The sequence below is a fragment of the Pleionea sp. WD8-19 genome, assembly GCF_055326765.1.
Genome location: NZ_JBUZOU010000002.1, coordinates 180,049 through 197,256 on the forward strand (window position 1 = coordinate 180,049; position 17,208 = coordinate 197,256).

10 protein-coding genes and 1 tRNA gene are annotated in these 17,208 nt (G+C 42.3%); 4 read left to right on the forward strand and 7 right to left on the reverse strand.

Annotation, left to right across the window (positions count from 1 at the left end; all coding sequences use genetic code 11):
- Positions 1 to 50: 50 nt before the first annotated feature.
- The gene (locus tag ACTUJY_RS03420) at positions 51 to 1,685 is read right to left on the reverse strand and encodes an ABC transporter substrate-binding protein (protein ID WP_463614655.1); all 1,635 of its coding nucleotides are present in this window, start codon (positions 1,683 to 1,685) and stop codon (positions 51 to 53) included.
- Positions 1,686 to 1,884: 199 nt separating this feature from the next.
- Between ACTUJY_RS03420 and ACTUJY_RS03425 the strand changes: the two genes are divergently transcribed.
- A tRNA-Arg gene (locus ACTUJY_RS03425) sits at positions 1,885 to 1,961 on the forward strand.
- Between the two features lie 380 nt (positions 1,962 to 2,341).
- On the opposite strand, the gene ACTUJY_RS03430 is transcribed toward ACTUJY_RS03425, so the two are convergent.
- Positions 2,342 to 2,881, reverse strand: a complete 540-nt coding sequence (locus tag ACTUJY_RS03430) for a peroxiredoxin (protein ID WP_463614656.1) — start codon at positions 2,879 to 2,881, stop codon at positions 2,342 to 2,344.
- Between the two features lie 155 nt (positions 2,882 to 3,036).
- On the opposite strand from ACTUJY_RS03430, the gene queG reads away from it, so the two are divergent.
- Positions 3,037 to 4,179, forward strand: coding sequence for a tRNA epoxyqueuosine(34) reductase QueG (gene queG / locus ACTUJY_RS03435; RefSeq protein WP_463614657.1), 1,143 nt, complete (start codon positions 3,037 to 3,039; stop codon positions 4,177 to 4,179).
- Between the two features lie 155 nt (positions 4,180 to 4,334).
- Entirely contained in the window at positions 4,335 to 5,951 is a 1,617-nt protein-coding gene (locus ACTUJY_RS03440; protein ID WP_463614658.1) for a CehA/McbA family metallohydrolase, read from the forward strand.
- A 58-nt stretch (positions 5,952 to 6,009) separates the two neighbouring features.
- Here the strand turns inward: ACTUJY_RS03440 and ACTUJY_RS03445 are convergent, their stop codons facing one another.
- The 3 genes from ACTUJY_RS03445 to ACTUJY_RS03455 all read right to left on the reverse strand — a co-directional run bounded on the left by ACTUJY_RS03445 (position 6,010) and on the right by ACTUJY_RS03455 (position 11,964).
- Complete coding sequence (locus ACTUJY_RS03445) at positions 6,010 to 7,311, reverse strand: hypothetical protein (protein WP_463614659.1); 1,302 nt, start codon at positions 7,309 to 7,311, stop codon at positions 6,010 to 6,012.
- Positions 7,312 to 7,495: 184 nt separating this feature from the next.
- The gene (locus ACTUJY_RS03450) at positions 7,496 to 9,403 is read right to left on the reverse strand and encodes a tetratricopeptide repeat protein (protein ID WP_463614660.1); all 1,908 of its coding nucleotides are present in this window, start codon (positions 9,401 to 9,403) and stop codon (positions 7,496 to 7,498) included.
- A gap of 17 nt (positions 9,404 to 9,420) precedes the next feature.
- Entirely contained in the window at positions 9,421 to 11,964 is a 2,544-nt protein-coding gene (locus ACTUJY_RS03455) for a protein kinase domain-containing protein (protein WP_463614661.1), read from the reverse strand.
- A 919-nt stretch (positions 11,965 to 12,883) separates the two neighbouring features.
- Between ACTUJY_RS03455 and ACTUJY_RS03460 the strand changes: the two genes are divergently transcribed.
- Positions 12,884 to 14,902: a S8 family serine peptidase gene (locus tag ACTUJY_RS03460; protein ID WP_463614662.1), complete on the forward strand. Its 2,019-nt coding sequence runs from the start codon at positions 12,884 to 12,886 to the stop codon at positions 14,900 to 14,902.
- Between the two features lie 54 nt (positions 14,903 to 14,956).
- Here ACTUJY_RS03460 and ACTUJY_RS03465 read toward each other — a convergent pair whose 3' ends face one another.
- Together ACTUJY_RS03465 and ACTUJY_RS03470 are read right to left on the reverse strand one after the other, a co-directional pair.
- The gene (locus ACTUJY_RS03465) at positions 14,957 to 15,961 is read right to left on the reverse strand and encodes an FHA domain-containing protein (protein ID WP_463614663.1); all 1,005 of its coding nucleotides are present in this window, start codon (positions 15,959 to 15,961) and stop codon (positions 14,957 to 14,959) included.
- Positions 15,958 to 17,205: a S1C family serine protease gene (locus ACTUJY_RS03470; protein WP_463614664.1), complete on the reverse strand. Its 1,248-nt coding sequence runs from the start codon at positions 17,203 to 17,205 to the stop codon at positions 15,958 to 15,960. Before ACTUJY_RS03470 ends, ACTUJY_RS03465 begins: the two co-directional genes overlap by 4 nt.
- Between the last annotated feature and the right edge of the window lie 3 nt (positions 17,206 to 17,208).

The window sequence follows — 17,208 nt, forward strand, 5'->3', positions numbered from 1 at the left end:
CGCGTATTAGCAGAGCACAAGAATAGAGTGATTCAATAAGTTTTTAGATATTACTCCGCTTCGCTTGCCAAAATGACACCGCAATTACGATTTTCCTTGATTTGTTTGTCAAGTAATTGTTGTGTTTTTTGATAAAGCGATTCGACACGCATCTCGGTATTTAGCAACATCGCAGCAACATGAATGGTCACGTTGTCACTCGACTCCGTACTCTTTATTTGATTCCAGACTGACTTAAAAATCTGTTCCAGTATTTTTCCGGCCTCTTCTTTCGAACGACAATGTTCAAATAGCATCACAAACTCGTTGCCCGCAATTCGAGCAACCATAGCATTTTCTGTTTTACACGCCAAAAGTCCTTGAGCAATACTGATAAGTAACTGATCGCCCTCATCATGCCCTAGGAGCATATTGACAGATTTAAGGTGATTCAGCTCCAACAAAACGTATAACGATTGACTCACTTTATCCGACTTACGAGACGATAATATGTGGAAATGGCTGTTGAAGCTGCATCGGTTAGGCAATCCGGTTAATGAATCATACAGCGAAAATTCTGAAACTTGCAGCTCGGCCTGCTTTCTTAATTGCGCTTCTTGTCGAAATCTATTGCGCATTCGAATATACATGGTGAGAAATATTACGCTAATGATCACCACAATCATGAGCAAAAAGCCGCTCATTGTATAACGCAACCAATGTACCTGAGCTTCCCTCGACTCTAATTCACTGTATAAAAAAGAGTTCAAGTCTACTGTATTTTTAATAATTCCCCATGTTTTGAGTTGTTTTTGCGTTTCCTGCCATCGATGATGACTCATATGACCAATTGGCACCTGACTCATCACCATAAGCTCACGCAATACATTTTCTTCAAACCTTAAATGATCTTTGTTTTTGGGCGAGTGATATTTCTCAATTATCAACGCAATCATTTCTTCAGGGTGATCCATTGCATAATGCCACCCTTTCAAAGTCGCTAAGATAAATTTTTTCACTACTTCTGGCTTTTCCTTTAGAAACGCCTCCGATGTAAAAATTATGTCGCCGTAATACTCTATTCCATAATCTTTAGGATCAATAATTCGATACTTTAACTTTTTACTTTCCAAGTAATAGGGCTCATTGCTGCGGTACGCATTAAAAAGATCGGTGTTTCGATTAACGAGATCGTAAATATTGGTACTTAAAGGCACACGTTCCACTTTATCGTGTAAGTCAAATTGGTGAAGTAAGCTGACCAACGAAAGACTCTGGTTTCCCGGAAACATCATAATGCGTTTTCCAGCTAAGTCGTTCACACTCAATATTTCACTGTCTGCCAACGAAAGTAAAATGGAAGGCGTATATTGAAAAGTTGCAGCAAGTGCAACGACCATTTTGCCCTGCGAGCGATCGACCAGCAAACCGGCATCCCCCTGGCTGAATTGAGCACGCCCGGCTATTACTTCGCCAGCAGGCGTAATTCCAGGCTCAATGGGTTTGAGAGTAACTTCAAGACCCGCATCTCGATAATATCCTTGCTCAATAGCGGCGTAGTAGCCCGCAAATTGGAATTGATGATGCCAACGCAGCTGAACGGTCACTGGCTCCAGAGCACAGCACACCGCTGGCCATAGAATCACCAACCCAAAATAAAGATGTCTTTTTGAAGTTTCACACACCCAGCGCAATGGGTACTCCATGCTTAAATTTTGACTTGAGTGTTTTATAAACTATAGCAGAGTGTGGAACAATCGAAGCTTTATCAGCCAGTTAGACAAAAACTCTAGTTTTTTTGATCGTCCAGCGTACAAGTTGCGGAAATATTGTTCATAGATAAAGAAAAATTTAGTTTTTACTTGTGATACGCCTTAGTTTTCGATAAATTTGTGCCCGAACCACGCGCCCGTAGCTCAGCTGGATAGAGTAGTTGGCTTCGAACCAATTGGTCGGGAGTTCGAATCTCTCCGGGCGCGCCAAATAAGATAAAAAGCTCACCATTAGGTGGGCTTTTTTCGTTTTGGGAGCCCGGAAGATTTGAACTCCTTAGTTCGACAAATTTGTCTGGAACAAATTTGAACATCGGAGGAACGACGATAGCCCCGCAGGGGTGAGGCGCAAGGACACGCCGAATAATCTCTCCGGGCGCGCCAAATTCAGAAAGGTTAACGGTAAGCAATCGTTAACCTTTTTTATTTTTCCCTCAAATTTTCCCTCAAAGCTCGACCCATTTGTAGAGAATAAATTTGAACACCGGAGGAACAACAATGGCCGCGCAAGGTTAAAGCGCAAGAGCACGCCGAAAAACCTCTCCGGGTGCGGAGAATAGAGTAGCAACTCACCATCTGGTTAGCGTTTATTATTTCACAGTTGAAGGCCGTAACACTTTATAGTCCGCTAAAATCTGAGCGACATGCTTTTTTGGACTCACCTCTGGATAATGTTTCACAATCATCCCTTTTTCATTAACAATAAACGTTTCTCGCCGCGTATGCGGCCAAGGGAAAATGTTCACTAAGTCCAGTTGGTCTGACAGCTTTTTATCCACATCGGCTAACAGGTCAAACTCGACATTAAACTCTTTAGCAAACTCAGCATGCGATTCCACATCATCTAAACTGATCCCCACGACTTCGAGCCCCAGCTGTTTCAACGTTGCATAACTCTTTGCAAAGCTTTCGGCTTCAATACTGCAACCCGGAGTGTTGTCTTTCGGATAAAAATAATAGGCCACCCAACCATTTTGATATTTCGCGTTGTTTACCGTTTCACCTTTCTGATTTTGCAACTCAAACGCTGGAAAGGGCTTACCAGCCCAGTCTTTGGCATACGTTGAGCAGGACATTAATAGGCTAATCGACATTAAGATGACACCATTCCAAAAAAGCTTATTTTTCATCATGTTTTCCTCGATTTAAAATATTCGACCTAGAATACTTCGTTAACTGTACCTGACCCGTCAGATATTAGCGAGTTGCTGAATTGCCAGCTTCAGCATGTCACCGATATAATAGTTACAACATTAGATTATTCGATTAGCCCCGTATTTGTGCAGTGATCTCTTCTCCGACAGAACTCAAATCTAAAATCCAAGCAAAAGCACGTGAACTGGGCTTTCAGCAGTGTGGCGTATCGCCCATCGATATTGGCGAACAGGTGGCACACTATCGCAATTGGTTGAAGAACAACTACTTTGGCGACATGGAATATATGAAAACTCGGGAGCCGATGCGCAGTGATCCTCAGCAACTGGTACCGGGCACCTTATCGGTGATCAGTGTACGGTTGAACTATTTAAAAGCGCCTGCGGGCTTTAGTCAATGTATTCAGGACCCCAATCAGGCCATCATTTCTCGTTATGCGCTAGGTCGAGACTACCATAAACTGATGCGTAAAAAGCTTGCTCAGTTAGCCAAATACATAGAAGCGTTAACGTCTCATACGCATTTTCGCGTATTTGTCGACAGCGCTCCCGTGTTGGAGCGAGCTTATGCACAACAAGCTGGACTTGGGTGGATTGGCAAAAACACCATGCTACTCAATGAAAACGAAGGTTCATTTTTCTTTTTAGGCGAAATATTAACAAATCTGGAATTGCCGGCCGACGAGCAGCCCGAAAACCAATGCGGTGCTTGCACCGCTTGTATAAATTTGTGCCCAACCAACGCAATTGTCGCCCCCTATCAACTCGATGCACGAAAATGCATTTCTTATTTGACCATTGAACATTTTGGCTCGATTGATGAAGCGTTACGCCCTTTAATGGGTAATCGCATCTACGGCTGCGATGATTGCCAAACCGTTTGTCCCTGGAACCGGTATGCTCAAACAACCGACCTTCAAGACTTCCTACCACGGAATCATTTAAACAACATCGATTTATTATCACTGTTTTGCTGGACGGAAAGTGAGTTTCTAAAACGCACGGAAGGTTCTCCAATCCGTCGCATTGGTTACCAACGATGGGTTCGCAATATCTCTGTCGCTCTTGGCAATGCTCCTTTTCAAGAATCAATAAAACAAGCTCTGCTCAATAAGCTTAAGCAAATAGACTCAGAAATGGTGCGTGAACACCTTAAGTGGGCACTGGAACAACAGCTTCAAAAAGAGCAAAGCCTCATACCTATTTCTATCGTTTCCGAAAAACAACAAAAGTTATTGCGCACGACTAAAAAAATCATGGCTCATATTGATTAGCGCATAAAATAAATCCGTCATTTCATTCCATTTAAATATTTCCAATTGCAATATTAGTCTATCCGTTTTCTTTCTTTTTAGGTACCGCCGTTTTTATTGACTATTTTTAATATCGCAGTCTTTCTAAAACAACCATTTCAAGTACAGGAGATCAAATGAAAACAATCATACAAATAGCGGTTTCCATCAGCGTATTCTTGCTTGCGATATCAAATAGCCAACCTGCGCTTGCTCACAAATCCGTTAAAGCAACTACCACTTCAATAAAACCTGTGTTAGTGAATGACAAGAAGAATAGAGAAGTGCAAAAACATTTCTTATCAATGATTCATCATGTTGACTCAAAAAAATATCAACAGCAGGTTACTTTTGATGAGCATATTGTACTGTCTTATCAATTCGCCCAAAACCGAGAGCCAACACCCGAGGAATTTTGGATGCTAAGACTCATTCATCGCTCTTCCAAATTGAAAACCAGTGACGTATTAGGTATTGCTCTTCGAGGTAATGAAAAAAATGGTTTAACGTTTAAACGACTTGCGCAAATGCAATCGCATTTTAAAACCAGTAATTTTAAGTCGAATGCAACCTCAAAAAAAGTAAGCGAACGCCTTGCCAATATGAACATTACCGATATTTTTTCGCTTAATGAGGACATGGATAAATCCGTTTTATTTTCTGGAAAAAAACAAACATCTATCCCACTTTATAACAACAAACCCAATGAAAGCTACAACATCTACTTTGGTTTCTTACACACTCACACCGGCTTTTCTGATGGTGAAGGCACTCCCGATGAAGCCTATAAACACGCAAGAGAGCAAGCAAAACTCGACTTTTTCGCAGTAACCGATCACGGTATTATGATTGATATTTGGCCATGGGAAACCGAATGGCGCGATATTAAACGCGCTGCAAATCGAGCTAACGATCCTGGAAAGTACATCACTTTATGGGGCTTTGAGTGGTCTAATCCGCTACTCGGTCATATTAATGTCATCAACTCGAATGACTTTACTCACACCCTTTCGCGACTTACGGTAAGCTCGCTCTATCGATGGATCCTCGACCGACCACAGGCATTTGGTCGATTTAATCATCCGGGTGAACTCGATTTAATAAACCTCGAGTTTGATCACATGAGGTTGAATGCGCAGGCTATTCCACAAATGTTAGGCATGGAAATTTGGAATGGTAATAAAGGTTTCGATGAATACCACTATAGCGGAGGATGGGAAACGTCTTATGGTTATCTCGATGAAGCCAACCGCCAGGGTTGGTACATTGGTGCACTCGGGGCGCAAGACAATCACCGGAAAAACTGGGGCACGATGAATCAGTTTCGTACCGCAGTATTGGCTACCGACCTTTCTCGCGATGCAATCATCGAAGCTTACCAAAATCGCCGCTTTTATGCGACAGAAGATGGCGACCTATTCATGGACTTTCGATCGAACGGATACGCCATGGGCTCTCAGCTTTCAGGCCTAGAGCGTAATTTTACAGTGACACTTTGCGACGCATCCGGCGATCAATTTCAACAAGTTCGCTTATTTAAGAATGGCGACAACATCCAAACACAACAAAACTTTACGCGGGTAAATAAGCCAAATAAGTGGAATGTAGGACCATCACAATGCGTTACGGCAAATCTTTCTGATACTGACAACGAATCTCCTGCCTATTATTACGTCATCGTTACTCAGACAGATGATAACGACAGCAATGGTCGTAACGATGAGGCGGTTTCTTCGAGCATTTGGTTTCGATAATTAATCTAAAAAATCCGGCTCATACATAGGGCCGGAACGAAAAAGAAGTGAAACGCCTTTACCCTTCTCGCTGGCGTTGAACTTCCTTGTAGAGTTGCTGCCCCTTTAAAATTCCCATTATCGCAGTGAGTAAGCCAAACACCACCAACATAATAATTGGCAAAACGAAAACACAAGCAATGAAAATCATTCCCGCGTGAACGCTGTAGCTTTGAAAAACATTTTCAAGGTTTTGATCATGCAACTCAACCGGTCGCACCAGGAAAAATACTTCCGCTGAAATCAATAATAAAGAAATAAGCAGCCAAATACCTACTCCAAACGCATTCAAAGCGGCAATACTTAATACGCAAACACCAAAAATACGAAACGCCGGTAATGCAGCTTTGCGAATTTTTTCCGTTACTTTAGTTTGTTCGCTGATAAAGTCGATTAATGGATAACTTAACAATACCAGCGCCGTAGCAATACCACCAGCAATCACCAGCATCCAATGAGATGCCATTACCAAGCTCGCAGAAAGTATAAATAATAAAATCAATAGCAAACTACCCTGTGATTTCAATAGCGGAACTTTGTGCATTCCCGGCAGCATCGCTTTAAATACTTTATCCAACACCGGCTTATCGATTGGATTCAATTCAATCACTTCAACGGTTTGCTCTGCCAGTAACTGTTCAAGATAAGCGAGGTCTTCCCGAGTTTCAATCACTGCCCAAAACTGACTTTGTGTTGGAATGACTAAACTACGACCCGCCCTGCTTAATGCGCTTTGCACTCGATTCCAGCTGAAAGGTCGATCTTTCGACACTTTTTCAATCAATTTAAAAATGATGGTGCCGCACTTATAAACACCGATGTCGTAGCCTGATGCCATTTTTTCACCACTGCTTCGAACATTGTTTTCCTGGTTAAACTCAACTTTAAACACGGAAGATTTTTGTAAGTGTTGATGGATCTTCCCATTATATAGTAGCGATAAGACTTGATGACTGTTTACTGGTTGGCTCACTAACGTTTTCAACATATCGCCAGCAATCACACGATTGACCGGCCAATATATGAAGGTTTCCTTCATATAGCTTTCTGCGACCATTAAACTTTTACGAACTGCAATTTGTTCACGCTCTATTTCAAGAAATGTTGGGCTGTATCCGAATTTAAAAGCCTCTCGAGCAATCACTTGACGGGCACTGGACTCTTTTTCAATCAATACAAATACCGAGCTGATCCCTGCATAACTCATGGCTTTAAAGTGTTGTTCAAGAAAAGGCTTTCCATTGACTGGCAAGTTCAGCTTTTCACCTTTTGGGGTAACCAGTTGTTTAAGATTAACCGTTGTGTCGAGTACGCATTTCATGAGTCAAGTCTCCAAAACGCCTGCCACCATTTCTTTTTATTCAAATACAGACGCTAACTAACCCATAACTATAGCACCTTTCATCGTAGTGAATTGTGATTGATTACTGGATCTCGGAAAAGTAAAGAAAAAAGAATCGAACGGAAGATACTGGCTGCCGTATATGTCTGGCAGCCATAAAGATTTAGTGATTTATAACTGTATTAATTAACTTTTGTTGGATAGTCGCGATATCGGACTGCTTTGCGCTACGTATTGCCGCCGCATAACCATAAAAGTTTTTGGCTTGATCAAGCTGACGTTTACCTAACGCTTCGTCGCCCATTGTTTCGTAGCGCACATCAGGATCTTTCAGCCGTGCTTTCAACTGATTCCCAATCTGCTCTGCCACCTTAATCGATAGCTGCTCCATTATTTCAATTTCTGATGGCAACTGAGGTCGCTTAAATGGCAAGTTGAATTCACCGATACTCACCCCTTGATTACCTTCGCCTTCAAACAACTGTTTATCACGAGCGGTTTCATTGATTAACACATGACCACTTTTTTGATCGACTAAACGAAAGTTTACCGAGAGTATTCCCGTCTTGCGGGTATAGGTCACATTAACAGTAACGTCTTCATTCTTTTCATCAATAATAAATTCCGCAGGAGCCGGGCCTTTTCCACCATCTTCCTGCCACTCTTTATATTTTGGGTTGGGTGTACGTACCGTTTCAGTAACCACACGCATGGTTTTCTGGCTCTGATTATTTTCCGTGTTAACCCCTGCTTGCAAAATATCACCTTCAAGTATCAGCAATCGTCCGGGCGCAGAAGTATCTGCCTGAGACATTTGTTGAGCCGATACCAGCGCGATTTCACCGGGCATCTTTTCATACACCCAACTGTAAACCTGTTTGGCAACCGATTTTCCCGCACTGTGATGAGTACCGGTTTGCGCAAAGTCTTGAACCAACATTGATGTGGACGCATACTCGATGATGTTTTTACGTGCTTCAGCGAGAGTCTCTTTAAATTTCGGAAAATCCGGATTAAACTGATTGATAATCTCCAGATAAGCTAACTGTTCGCCGTATCGTTGTTTCTTCTTCATCACATCCGCATAATTCATTAACTTTCTCAAATAATCGTGCTCAGCATCATGCTGTGGTGGTAACTCTAATACTTCACGAATTTGCCGCGCTTTCACGAAATTTTTATAACCACCTTTGAGAGCACCTTGCGAAGCACTTTGTAACGCACGATTTATAAAAAAGTCATTCAGAGACTGAATGCTGTTTTTAAGTGTGCCTTTTATCGATGCAAACATAGGGGTATCGGAAACCCGCATTAACTCACCAAAAGCCAACTCTGGCTTTCCATCTTCTAATGCTTTACGGAAAGCCGTTTCAAAGCCTTGTTGTTCAGCATGCGCTAGTTTTTCTTTTGCTTCCTGATTATCTGGGTCCAAACCTAAAACTTTGCGCAAAAAAGTAGCCGCATGAGTAAATTGACGCGCGGCCAGCGCGGTATCGGCTTCGACAATCCAATTCACCAGAGTCTGTTCTTTTTGCTGCACATAATTGCTGTGATGTTCACTGCCTTCACCAGCAATACGAGCAGCCACACTCATGGCATTAATGCGTTGAACTTGATCATTAACAGGGATTTTACTGACCTCTACTAATTGACGCGATAAAGCATCTTGTGATGATGTCGCTTCTGAACTCAATTTTTGGCGGGTTTGTTGGTAACGCGACTGACTCCAGTTCGCCAATATTTCGGCATCCTGTTTTTGTTTTTCAATGAGCGTTAGTGATACCGCACCCGAAGGTAATCGATTATTTTCCAGTTCCTGATATATCGCTTGTTGTTTGTCCGCTGCCAACTGTTCAGCAATTTGCGTAGCTATCGCCTGAAGTGATTTTTTACTCGAGCCACTGGCTTGTGCTAAATCGCCCTGCACCTTTGCGTACAAATGCTCTAGAGTACCGGCATTACGAGCATCCGTGATTTGTTGTTGCGTAACCTGTGGTTTTGGAGCCCCACAACTAGTCAGCAACAGCGCTAACGTCAACAAACCGATGAGTGATGTAGTTTTTACTTTCATTAGTTGCCTCAATCAATTTAGTGATTCGTGTCATCGTCTTTTTCAGACTTGTTTTCAGTTGATGCTTTCTTAGAATCAGACTTTTCTTTCTCTGTCGTCACATTTTTGTCCGATGCACTTTGCGCATCCGCTGTATTTGTTTCTTTAGGAGAAACGCCATCATTGTTAACCGAAGTTTCGGGCGACTTATCAGACCCATCCGTTTTGATTGCAGTATCTTTTGTTGTTGCTTCGGGGGCATTCTGTAGGTGTACAGTATCGGTACTTTTGCCTTCAGAAGACTCATCGATGGGTTCCTGCTCCATTGTCTGTGGCTCCTGCGGAACCAAGGATAAATCCATTTCGGTTATTTGTTGCCGTAACACGGGTATTTGTTGATGGCCCGCAAAATGATCCATTAATTGCCCAAGCCAATCATTCGCTGTGTTCTTATTGCCTTGCTGTATCGATTGTTTCACTAATTCAACTAATCGACCCTGAATTAACTTCACACCATCCAATGCATCCTGATTACGACTGTCGATATCAAGCACTTCACGATATTTTGCAAGTGCGTTATCGGCCTGTGGTTGTACGAGCCTATTTTCCGTGTAAGCAACACGCGCTGCATTTAATTTACTTTTTATTTTAAGCTGCGTTAATGGATCGGCCAATAACTGTTGTCGCTCCAATTCTTGTTGTTTTTTAGCTTCTTCTTCAGCAGCCAGTTTTCGCTCTTCGTCGACCTGTTTTTTAATCAACACAAACTGCTGCTCCAATTCCGCAATACGCTCATCTGATGGCGCAATTTTCTTTAATTTGACAATCGATGCTCGCGCATTTTCGACCGATTTATTTAATAATGACTGTTGTGCCAATTTCACATACTGATCTTTAATACTTTCAATCCCCTGTCGTGCTTCGGCGTTTGCAGAATCGATCGATAGTGCTCGCTCAAAATAATAAAGGGCATTATCATTGGTTGGTGAGGTCAATTTGTTCTTTTGTAAGGCATCGTTCCCTTGTACCAATAAGTCATTCAATTTTTGTTGATGCTCGGCTATAGCCTCCTGCTGTTTTTGGTGCTGCTTAAAGCGGCTATGTTCCTGCGTTAATTCATCAATGAGCGCGTTATGAGGATCGGTTGTTTCAACCACAGTGTAATACTGTAAATACAGATTTTCATTGCCGTTTGCTAATGCCTGCTTAGCGTAACTGGCTGTTCGATTAAGCGCCGCCGTTTTTCCAGCCAACGCTTTTTGATTATTTTCATCCAAAACCAAAACGCGTACATAATTTTGCAAAAGCGTACGTATTTGGCTGGGATCTAACTCTGGCAAAGGCTCAAGCGAATCGGCTTCTACTAACAATTGAGCAATTTGTTTTTGTTTCGCTTCTTCTTCTGCAGTAGATGGCTTTGCTTTATCCGCTTTGGTGGCGGTACCTCCATCACTTAACACATGCTTGTCACTCGCTAACTGACTCGGTGAGCTCGTTTGAGTAGGAGAAGCCGTTTCCGACATTTCAGGTAGTTTTTTCCCGGTTACCTCAGCGTAAAATTGTTTCGCTTTAGGTAGCCACATTGACTGTTGTAAGTAACCAACCACGCCGACAATCGCCAACACGAGCACCGCCCAAGGCCAACGCGCTTTCTTATTGCTTTTTTCCTGATAGAGCCTTTCGCCAGCGACCAGGTCGTCTTCATCTTCGAAAATTGCCGTTTCTTCTTCTGAGCGATCCGCTCTTAACTCACTGGTGGTTGTACGGTGGGTTTGGGTGATTTTACCCGACATAAACTGATCAATTTCTTTGGCTAAAGTTACAGCTGTGTCAAATCGATCTTCCGGTTTTTTCGCCAACATTCGATCTAATAGCCACTGATAATGCTTTTGACGAACCGGTAACCTTGGTACCGGCTTAGTCACATGCTGTAGACATACCGCTACCGAATCTTCACCATCATAGGGCACTGTCTGTGTAAACATTTCGTACAAGATAATGCCGAGACTGTAAATATCCGACCGACCATCGAGTGTACGCCCACGACATTGTTCCGGACTCATATATTGAGGAGTACCGATGAGCTTACCCTGCTGAGTCATTTGAGTAGAAGAGTTGGAAGCTTTGGCAATTCCAAAGTCCGTTAACACCGGCTCACCGTCATCTCGAAACAAGATGTTCTCTGATTTTACATCGCGATGGATGTAGCCCTTCTCATGCGCAAAATGAAGCGCCACGGCCACTTTTTTAATCACCAGCAAGGCATCCTTTGCCTTCATTCCGTTATTAATTCGGTTCCGAAGATCCATATCTGGCAGATATTCCATTGCTAGATAGTAAAAACCATCGTGCTCGCCCACATCGTAAACGGTAACAATGCCCGGATGACGCAATTTCGCTACAATTTTTGCTTCACGAATAAAGCGTTCTCCAAACGAAGGATCTGCCGCCAGAGCTGGAGACATCACTTTCAACGCAATTTCCCGGTCAAATCCTTTCTGGATCGCCAGATACACCGTTGCCTGGCCACCCACGCCCAGTGTTTTGACTATTTTATAACCAGGAATATTAATTGAGCTCACAGTTTACCCCGGGGACCATAATCGTATTTGGCCATCACTAAACGGCTGATTAAACGATGACGCGATGAATTATTGTTATTACTCTTAATGGTGCTGTCCCATAATAATAGATCCTGCCAAGAACTTATAGCAACTAATTGAATTATAAATAGTTTATAAATTGCTCAGGTCGGTGATTTCGTCGCTTAGAGCATGCAAATGATGATATTGTGGATTGAACTCTCAAGGCTTACTTGCAGAAGCAAAAAAAAGAGCTTTACGTCTATATACGATTAGCTCCCAACGGTTACGATGCTCTTTAGTTACGTCGCGTCTTCCGTTAAGAAAAGCGCTTGTTGAAGACGAAAAACTTTTCGCAAACCACTTCGTTTAAACTTTAATGTACTCTTCAATCGCACCTATTGACACGATTACTATTAAAATTCGATACGCCTTCTCTTTTAAAAAGTGACCTTTACTTCAGATAATTACCTCATACGTTTTCCATTCGATAAACATCAAAATAGATCGTTTGATCACCTGTTCTATTCGAAAGTGAATTTTTTAAAGCACAACGAGCTTGGTAAATTTCAACCTTCTTAAATTTCAACACTATTAGCAAAGTGCGCAGTGTGTCGAATTTTCGGTGTGATAAAAATCTCAACCTTTAAAGGAAAATCTTCATTACTCTATAAACTCATTAATTATCGGTGCCAATTCAATTTTTTTCTATTGACTAGTCATTAAAAAATAGTGTGACAGGTATCTGATTTTATCCAATTTAAGTTTGATTAACTCAATTTAGTTTCGATAGTATTTTCGCGCTTAAACCAAGCATGCAGGAATTTATTGTCTCTAAAGCGATGTATCGCGTTTAGTTCAAGGAGCCGGTAAGGAGTATCCCGCAGTTTAAAAAAACTCGAAAAAATTGGAGAACAACATGAGTAATGATTACTCTCAAGGCCTAAAGAAAAACATTCCTTTCAAACATTCAAAATACAGTTTAGCCGTTTCAGCAGCACTCGTTGCTTGCGTAAGCACTGCTTCTGTAATGGCAAAATCGGTTGCGCATAACAATCAAGATGTCATCAAATTAGTAGCAAATGCTTCGGATAAAACGCAAAAACCAAAATCGAAAGAGCATGCTAAATTCCGCTCAATTCACTCAAAGCAAGCCATACCTAATCAGTACATTGTGGTTTTAAACGATAAATTTGTGAATAAACAAATCTCACGCATTGCCGGTAAATCTTCAGAGAGTTTAACAAAAGAAGCATTCATCAACTTTAAAAGCCAAGTGGTAAAACACGTCGCAAACGAAGTGGCGGTTAAGCACAATGGCGAAATCAGCGAAACCTATCATGCGGCTCTGTCTGGCTTTGTTACTAAAATGAGTCGTTCGGATATCAACAAACTGCTATTGGAAGATCGAGTTGCCTTTATCGAGCAAGACCAAATTGTTAGTGCCTATGACACGCAGCAGAATGCAACGTGGGGATTAGATCGTATCGACCAACACAGCTTACCTTTAGATGGAAAATACCAATACTCGGCCGATGGTAACGGTGTGACGGCTTATGTAATCGATACCGGGGTATTCGCAGGTCATTCCGAATTTTCTGGAAGAATGCAACAAGGCATGACAGCCATTCAAGACGGTCGCGGTACGAATGACTGTAATGGCCATGGCACTCATGTCGCAGGTACCGTTGGTGGAAAACAATATGGCGTTGCTAAAAATGTAAACATTGTTCCCGTTCGAGTTTTAGGGTGTGATGGTAATGGAACCAATTCAGGCGTTATAGCAGGTGTCGACTGGGTCGCACAAAACGCATCGACTCCCGCGGTTGCGAACATGAGCTTAGGTGGAGGTCCGTCTTCCGCTTTAGATAATGCTGTGAATCGCGCCATTGATAAAGGTATTGTCTTCGTAGTCGCCGCAGGAAACAGTAACTCTAATGCATGTTACGGTTCACCCAATGGTGTTGCTAATGCAATTACCGTTGCATCATCAACATCGAATGACACTCGTTCAAACTTTTCCAGTTGGGGATCGTGTATTGATTTGTTCGCACCTGGCTCAAACATTACTTCAGCCTGGCACAATGGTGGAACCAATACCATCAGTGGAACATCAATGGCAGCCCCTCATGTTGCAGGCGTCGCAGCGCTTTACTTGCAAGAAAACCCATCGGCATCACCTTCACAGGTTACTCAGTCATTGATTAACGCAGCGGCTATCAATCAAATAAGCGACCCCAAAGGTTCACCCAACCGATTGGTACAAACAGGCAATGACAATACACCTCCTCCCGGTGGTGATAATCGGTTGCAAAATGGAAAACCAATATCGGGCCTTAGCGCATCGCGTGGCGAAGAAAGGATATATACCATGGAAGTACCGAATGGCGCGTCGGATATTAACTTTACAACCTCCGGTGGAAATGGCGACGTGGATCTCTACGTTAAATTTGGATCTGCACCAACCGATAACGCTTACGATTGTCGTCCTTACAAAAATGGGAATGCCGAGTCCTGTCATTTGAATCAATCCGGTGGCACCTACTATGTACGCTTAAAAGGCTACAGTGCGTTTTCTGGAGTAACACTCGAAGGAAAATACAGTGGTGGCGACGATGATTCTTCCGGTGGTATAACACCCATTGATGCAACGATAACCGATATTTCAGTTTCTCAGGGGTATTGGACGCGTTACACGTTGGACTTACCTGAAGGTTACTCAAACATGACCATTCGTATTTTTAGTGGTTATGGTGATGCAGACCTATATGTGACGCACGGTTCCCCCTCTTCTTTGTACCAATTTCATTGTCGACCCTACCAAACCGGCAATAATGAGGCGTGCGCGTTTACAGCACCGCCAGCGGGCAAGTGGCATATCGATGTGTATGGGTATTATGCTTCCAGCTATATAACCTTAAATGTGAAAGCCGATTAGACTTTCTTACTCTGCCGCTTAAATATACTAAGCGGCTTTTCGTTAGAAGCTGTATTAAGGATTAGGCGCTTGCTCAATGTCGTTCATTTTATCAAGCTCATCACCCTGTTCTTTCAACGACTCCCCATACAAGCTATCCACTTTCTCAACAAACTGATCATTCGATAGAGTGTCCGACCAAAATACAGACGAAGGTAAAATAATGCCATCATACAACGGATAACCACGAAACTTTCGCGCATCAAAGATAGGAGGAATAAGGAAAATTAACACAAGTCCCCAGGCAATTCCATTTGACCAAATAATACGTACGGTGGACTTTTGCGGTAACGATAAATAAAAATTGCTCCACAATAACAAAGAAAATATCGCCCCATTCACAAAGTAACGAAGCTCCGTAAGCCATAAGCCATAATGCCCATTAAATGCAATGATTCGAAGTGCATGCGGGATCCATTGAAAAGCCATTGCCGCAATAAGACTCACCGCCAAATGGCTGTAAAAACGACTTTCATGGCGTAACATACGACCGCTCAAAGACCAAAGTGAAGCCCAGCCAAATATAATCATTAATTCGTAAATCAATTCATTAATAATGCGTGATGCTGCAACACCACGATAATTATGCCAAGAGGCCAGCTGCCATTCACCCACTACAAAAAGTGCCAGTAATACCACTACTACCCAAACCGAACTTAATCGATGAAACAGTTCTTCAATAGAGTGCAAAGGCCACGCATCTTCTACAGGATGTCCTTCATCCCAAAGGCTGATATAACTGCGACCTAACAATAACGTATCGCCTGATTGCAACTGAGTTCCAGACGCCACTTTATGGCGCTTAGTGGAACGAATGCCATTGCAACTGTTTAAGTCGTAAATGATCCAGTTTCCCTCTTCATTTCGCACAAGTTCCATGTGATGCGGCGATACATGAGGTTCATTTAAAATAATATCGTTATCGAGAGCACGACCAATACGGATCCGGTTTTGATCTTTAAAACGATAACGCTGAATGACTTTCTTCGCGCGATTAATTTCTTCAATCACTAGATTCATTGGGTATACTCCATAAAACGGCGTAAAAATTGTTGCGCCTGAGACTTCTCAATACCCGAAATGGTGTAATGACTGACTAAGCTTTCACGGTTGTGATTAATCGTTGCCGACAGAAACAGAGCGTCATAGAGACCAGGAAATTGTTTGTATTCGCGCACACAATACACACTTTTATTCACATGTATCGATTCATCGGGAGCGACAAAATCGGTGGAACAGGAAAACTCCGTAACGTGATCTTCACTTGCCACATTTCCAGCACTGGCATTAGAAAAAGTATCGTTTAGCATACGGTAAAATTGCCACTGTGAAAGCTCGGTAGAGTGATACCAAAAAAACTCCATTTCCAAAATCCCGGTATAAAAGTCTGGTGCAATATAAATGTACTCCGAGTTTTTACAACGCCGGTAAACCTCAGTGAACTTTTCATCGTTTCGCTTGTTTGATTCTCCCCAACAGCTGATAAAGTCCGTTAATTCGCCAATAACCTGAGCATTGCCCAATGAAACGCTTTCCCACTTTCCATCAAAAAGTTTCTTCATCAGTTTTCGTTGATTACTTTTTAATTGTTGATACGCCTGCTCCGAAAAAGTCAGCTGTTGGGTATTCTGGGCTTCTAATAGCGCTTTTAGTTTATCCAGAGGCACCAGGAAACTGATTTGATTGCCAGATGTTGCCACATTAACTCCAATCACCTGCCCTAGATGATTCAACACTGGGCCACCGCTCATTCCTGGATTAATAGAGCCGGAAAATAAAATGCGATCGTAATAAGAGTGCGCTGTTTTTCCATTATAAGTACCCGGTACAACAGTCATTCCCAAATCTCGTGGATTGCCTAACGAAAATATCTCTTCGCCCTTTTCGGGTTCCTGATCTGCCAACTGTAAAACCGAAACCGAATTTTTCGACGAAAGTGCAACCAAAGCCAGATCGTTGATCACATCAATTTGTCGAACTTCCAAAGGTAATGAGTTTAATGTGTGATCCATCGCTTCCAGGGTATACTTTTCAGGGTGCAAAATGTATTTTGAAACCACATGATAATTGGTTGCCAAAACGCCACTTTCGTTTACCGCAAATGCAGAGCCAATAGACGCTTTGCTTCCCGATGCCTTATCGATGGTCCGAATCTGATAAAGGCGATCCTGAAAGTTATCGAATAATTGCCGTGCATCGCTACTGGTTTGAGACCAAAGAAATGTCGAATATAACACTGAGCAAAAAATGATTATTGGTTTCACTAA

What these genes read in the sequence shown, in the direction of transcription:
- ACTUJY_RS03420 (WP_463614655.1), bottom strand. Translation starts at nt 1,685, where the DNA reads ATGGAGTACCCATTGCGCTGGGTGTGTGAAACTTCAAAAAGACATCTT.
- ACTUJY_RS03430 (WP_463614656.1), bottom strand. Translation starts at nt 2,881, where the DNA reads ATGAAAAATAAGCTTTTTTGGAATGGTGTCATCTTAATGTCGATTAGC.
- ACTUJY_RS03440 (WP_463614658.1), top strand. Translation starts at nt 4,335, where the DNA reads ATGAAAACAATCATACAAATAGCGGTTTCCATCAGCGTATTCTTGCTT.
- ACTUJY_RS03445 (WP_463614659.1), bottom strand. Translation starts at nt 7,311, where the DNA reads ATGAAATGCGTACTCGACACAACGGTTAATCTTAAACAACTGGTTACC.
- ACTUJY_RS03450 (WP_463614660.1), bottom strand. Translation starts at nt 9,403, where the DNA reads ATGAAAGTAAAAACTACATCACTCATCGGTTTGTTGACGTTAGCGCTG.
- ACTUJY_RS03460 (WP_463614662.1), top strand. Translation starts at nt 12,884, where the DNA reads ATGAGTAATGATTACTCTCAAGGCCTAAAGAAAAACATTCCTTTCAAA.
- ACTUJY_RS03465 (WP_463614663.1), bottom strand. Translation starts at nt 15,961, where the DNA reads ATGAATCTAGTGATTGAAGAAATTAATCGCGCGAAGAAAGTCATTCAG.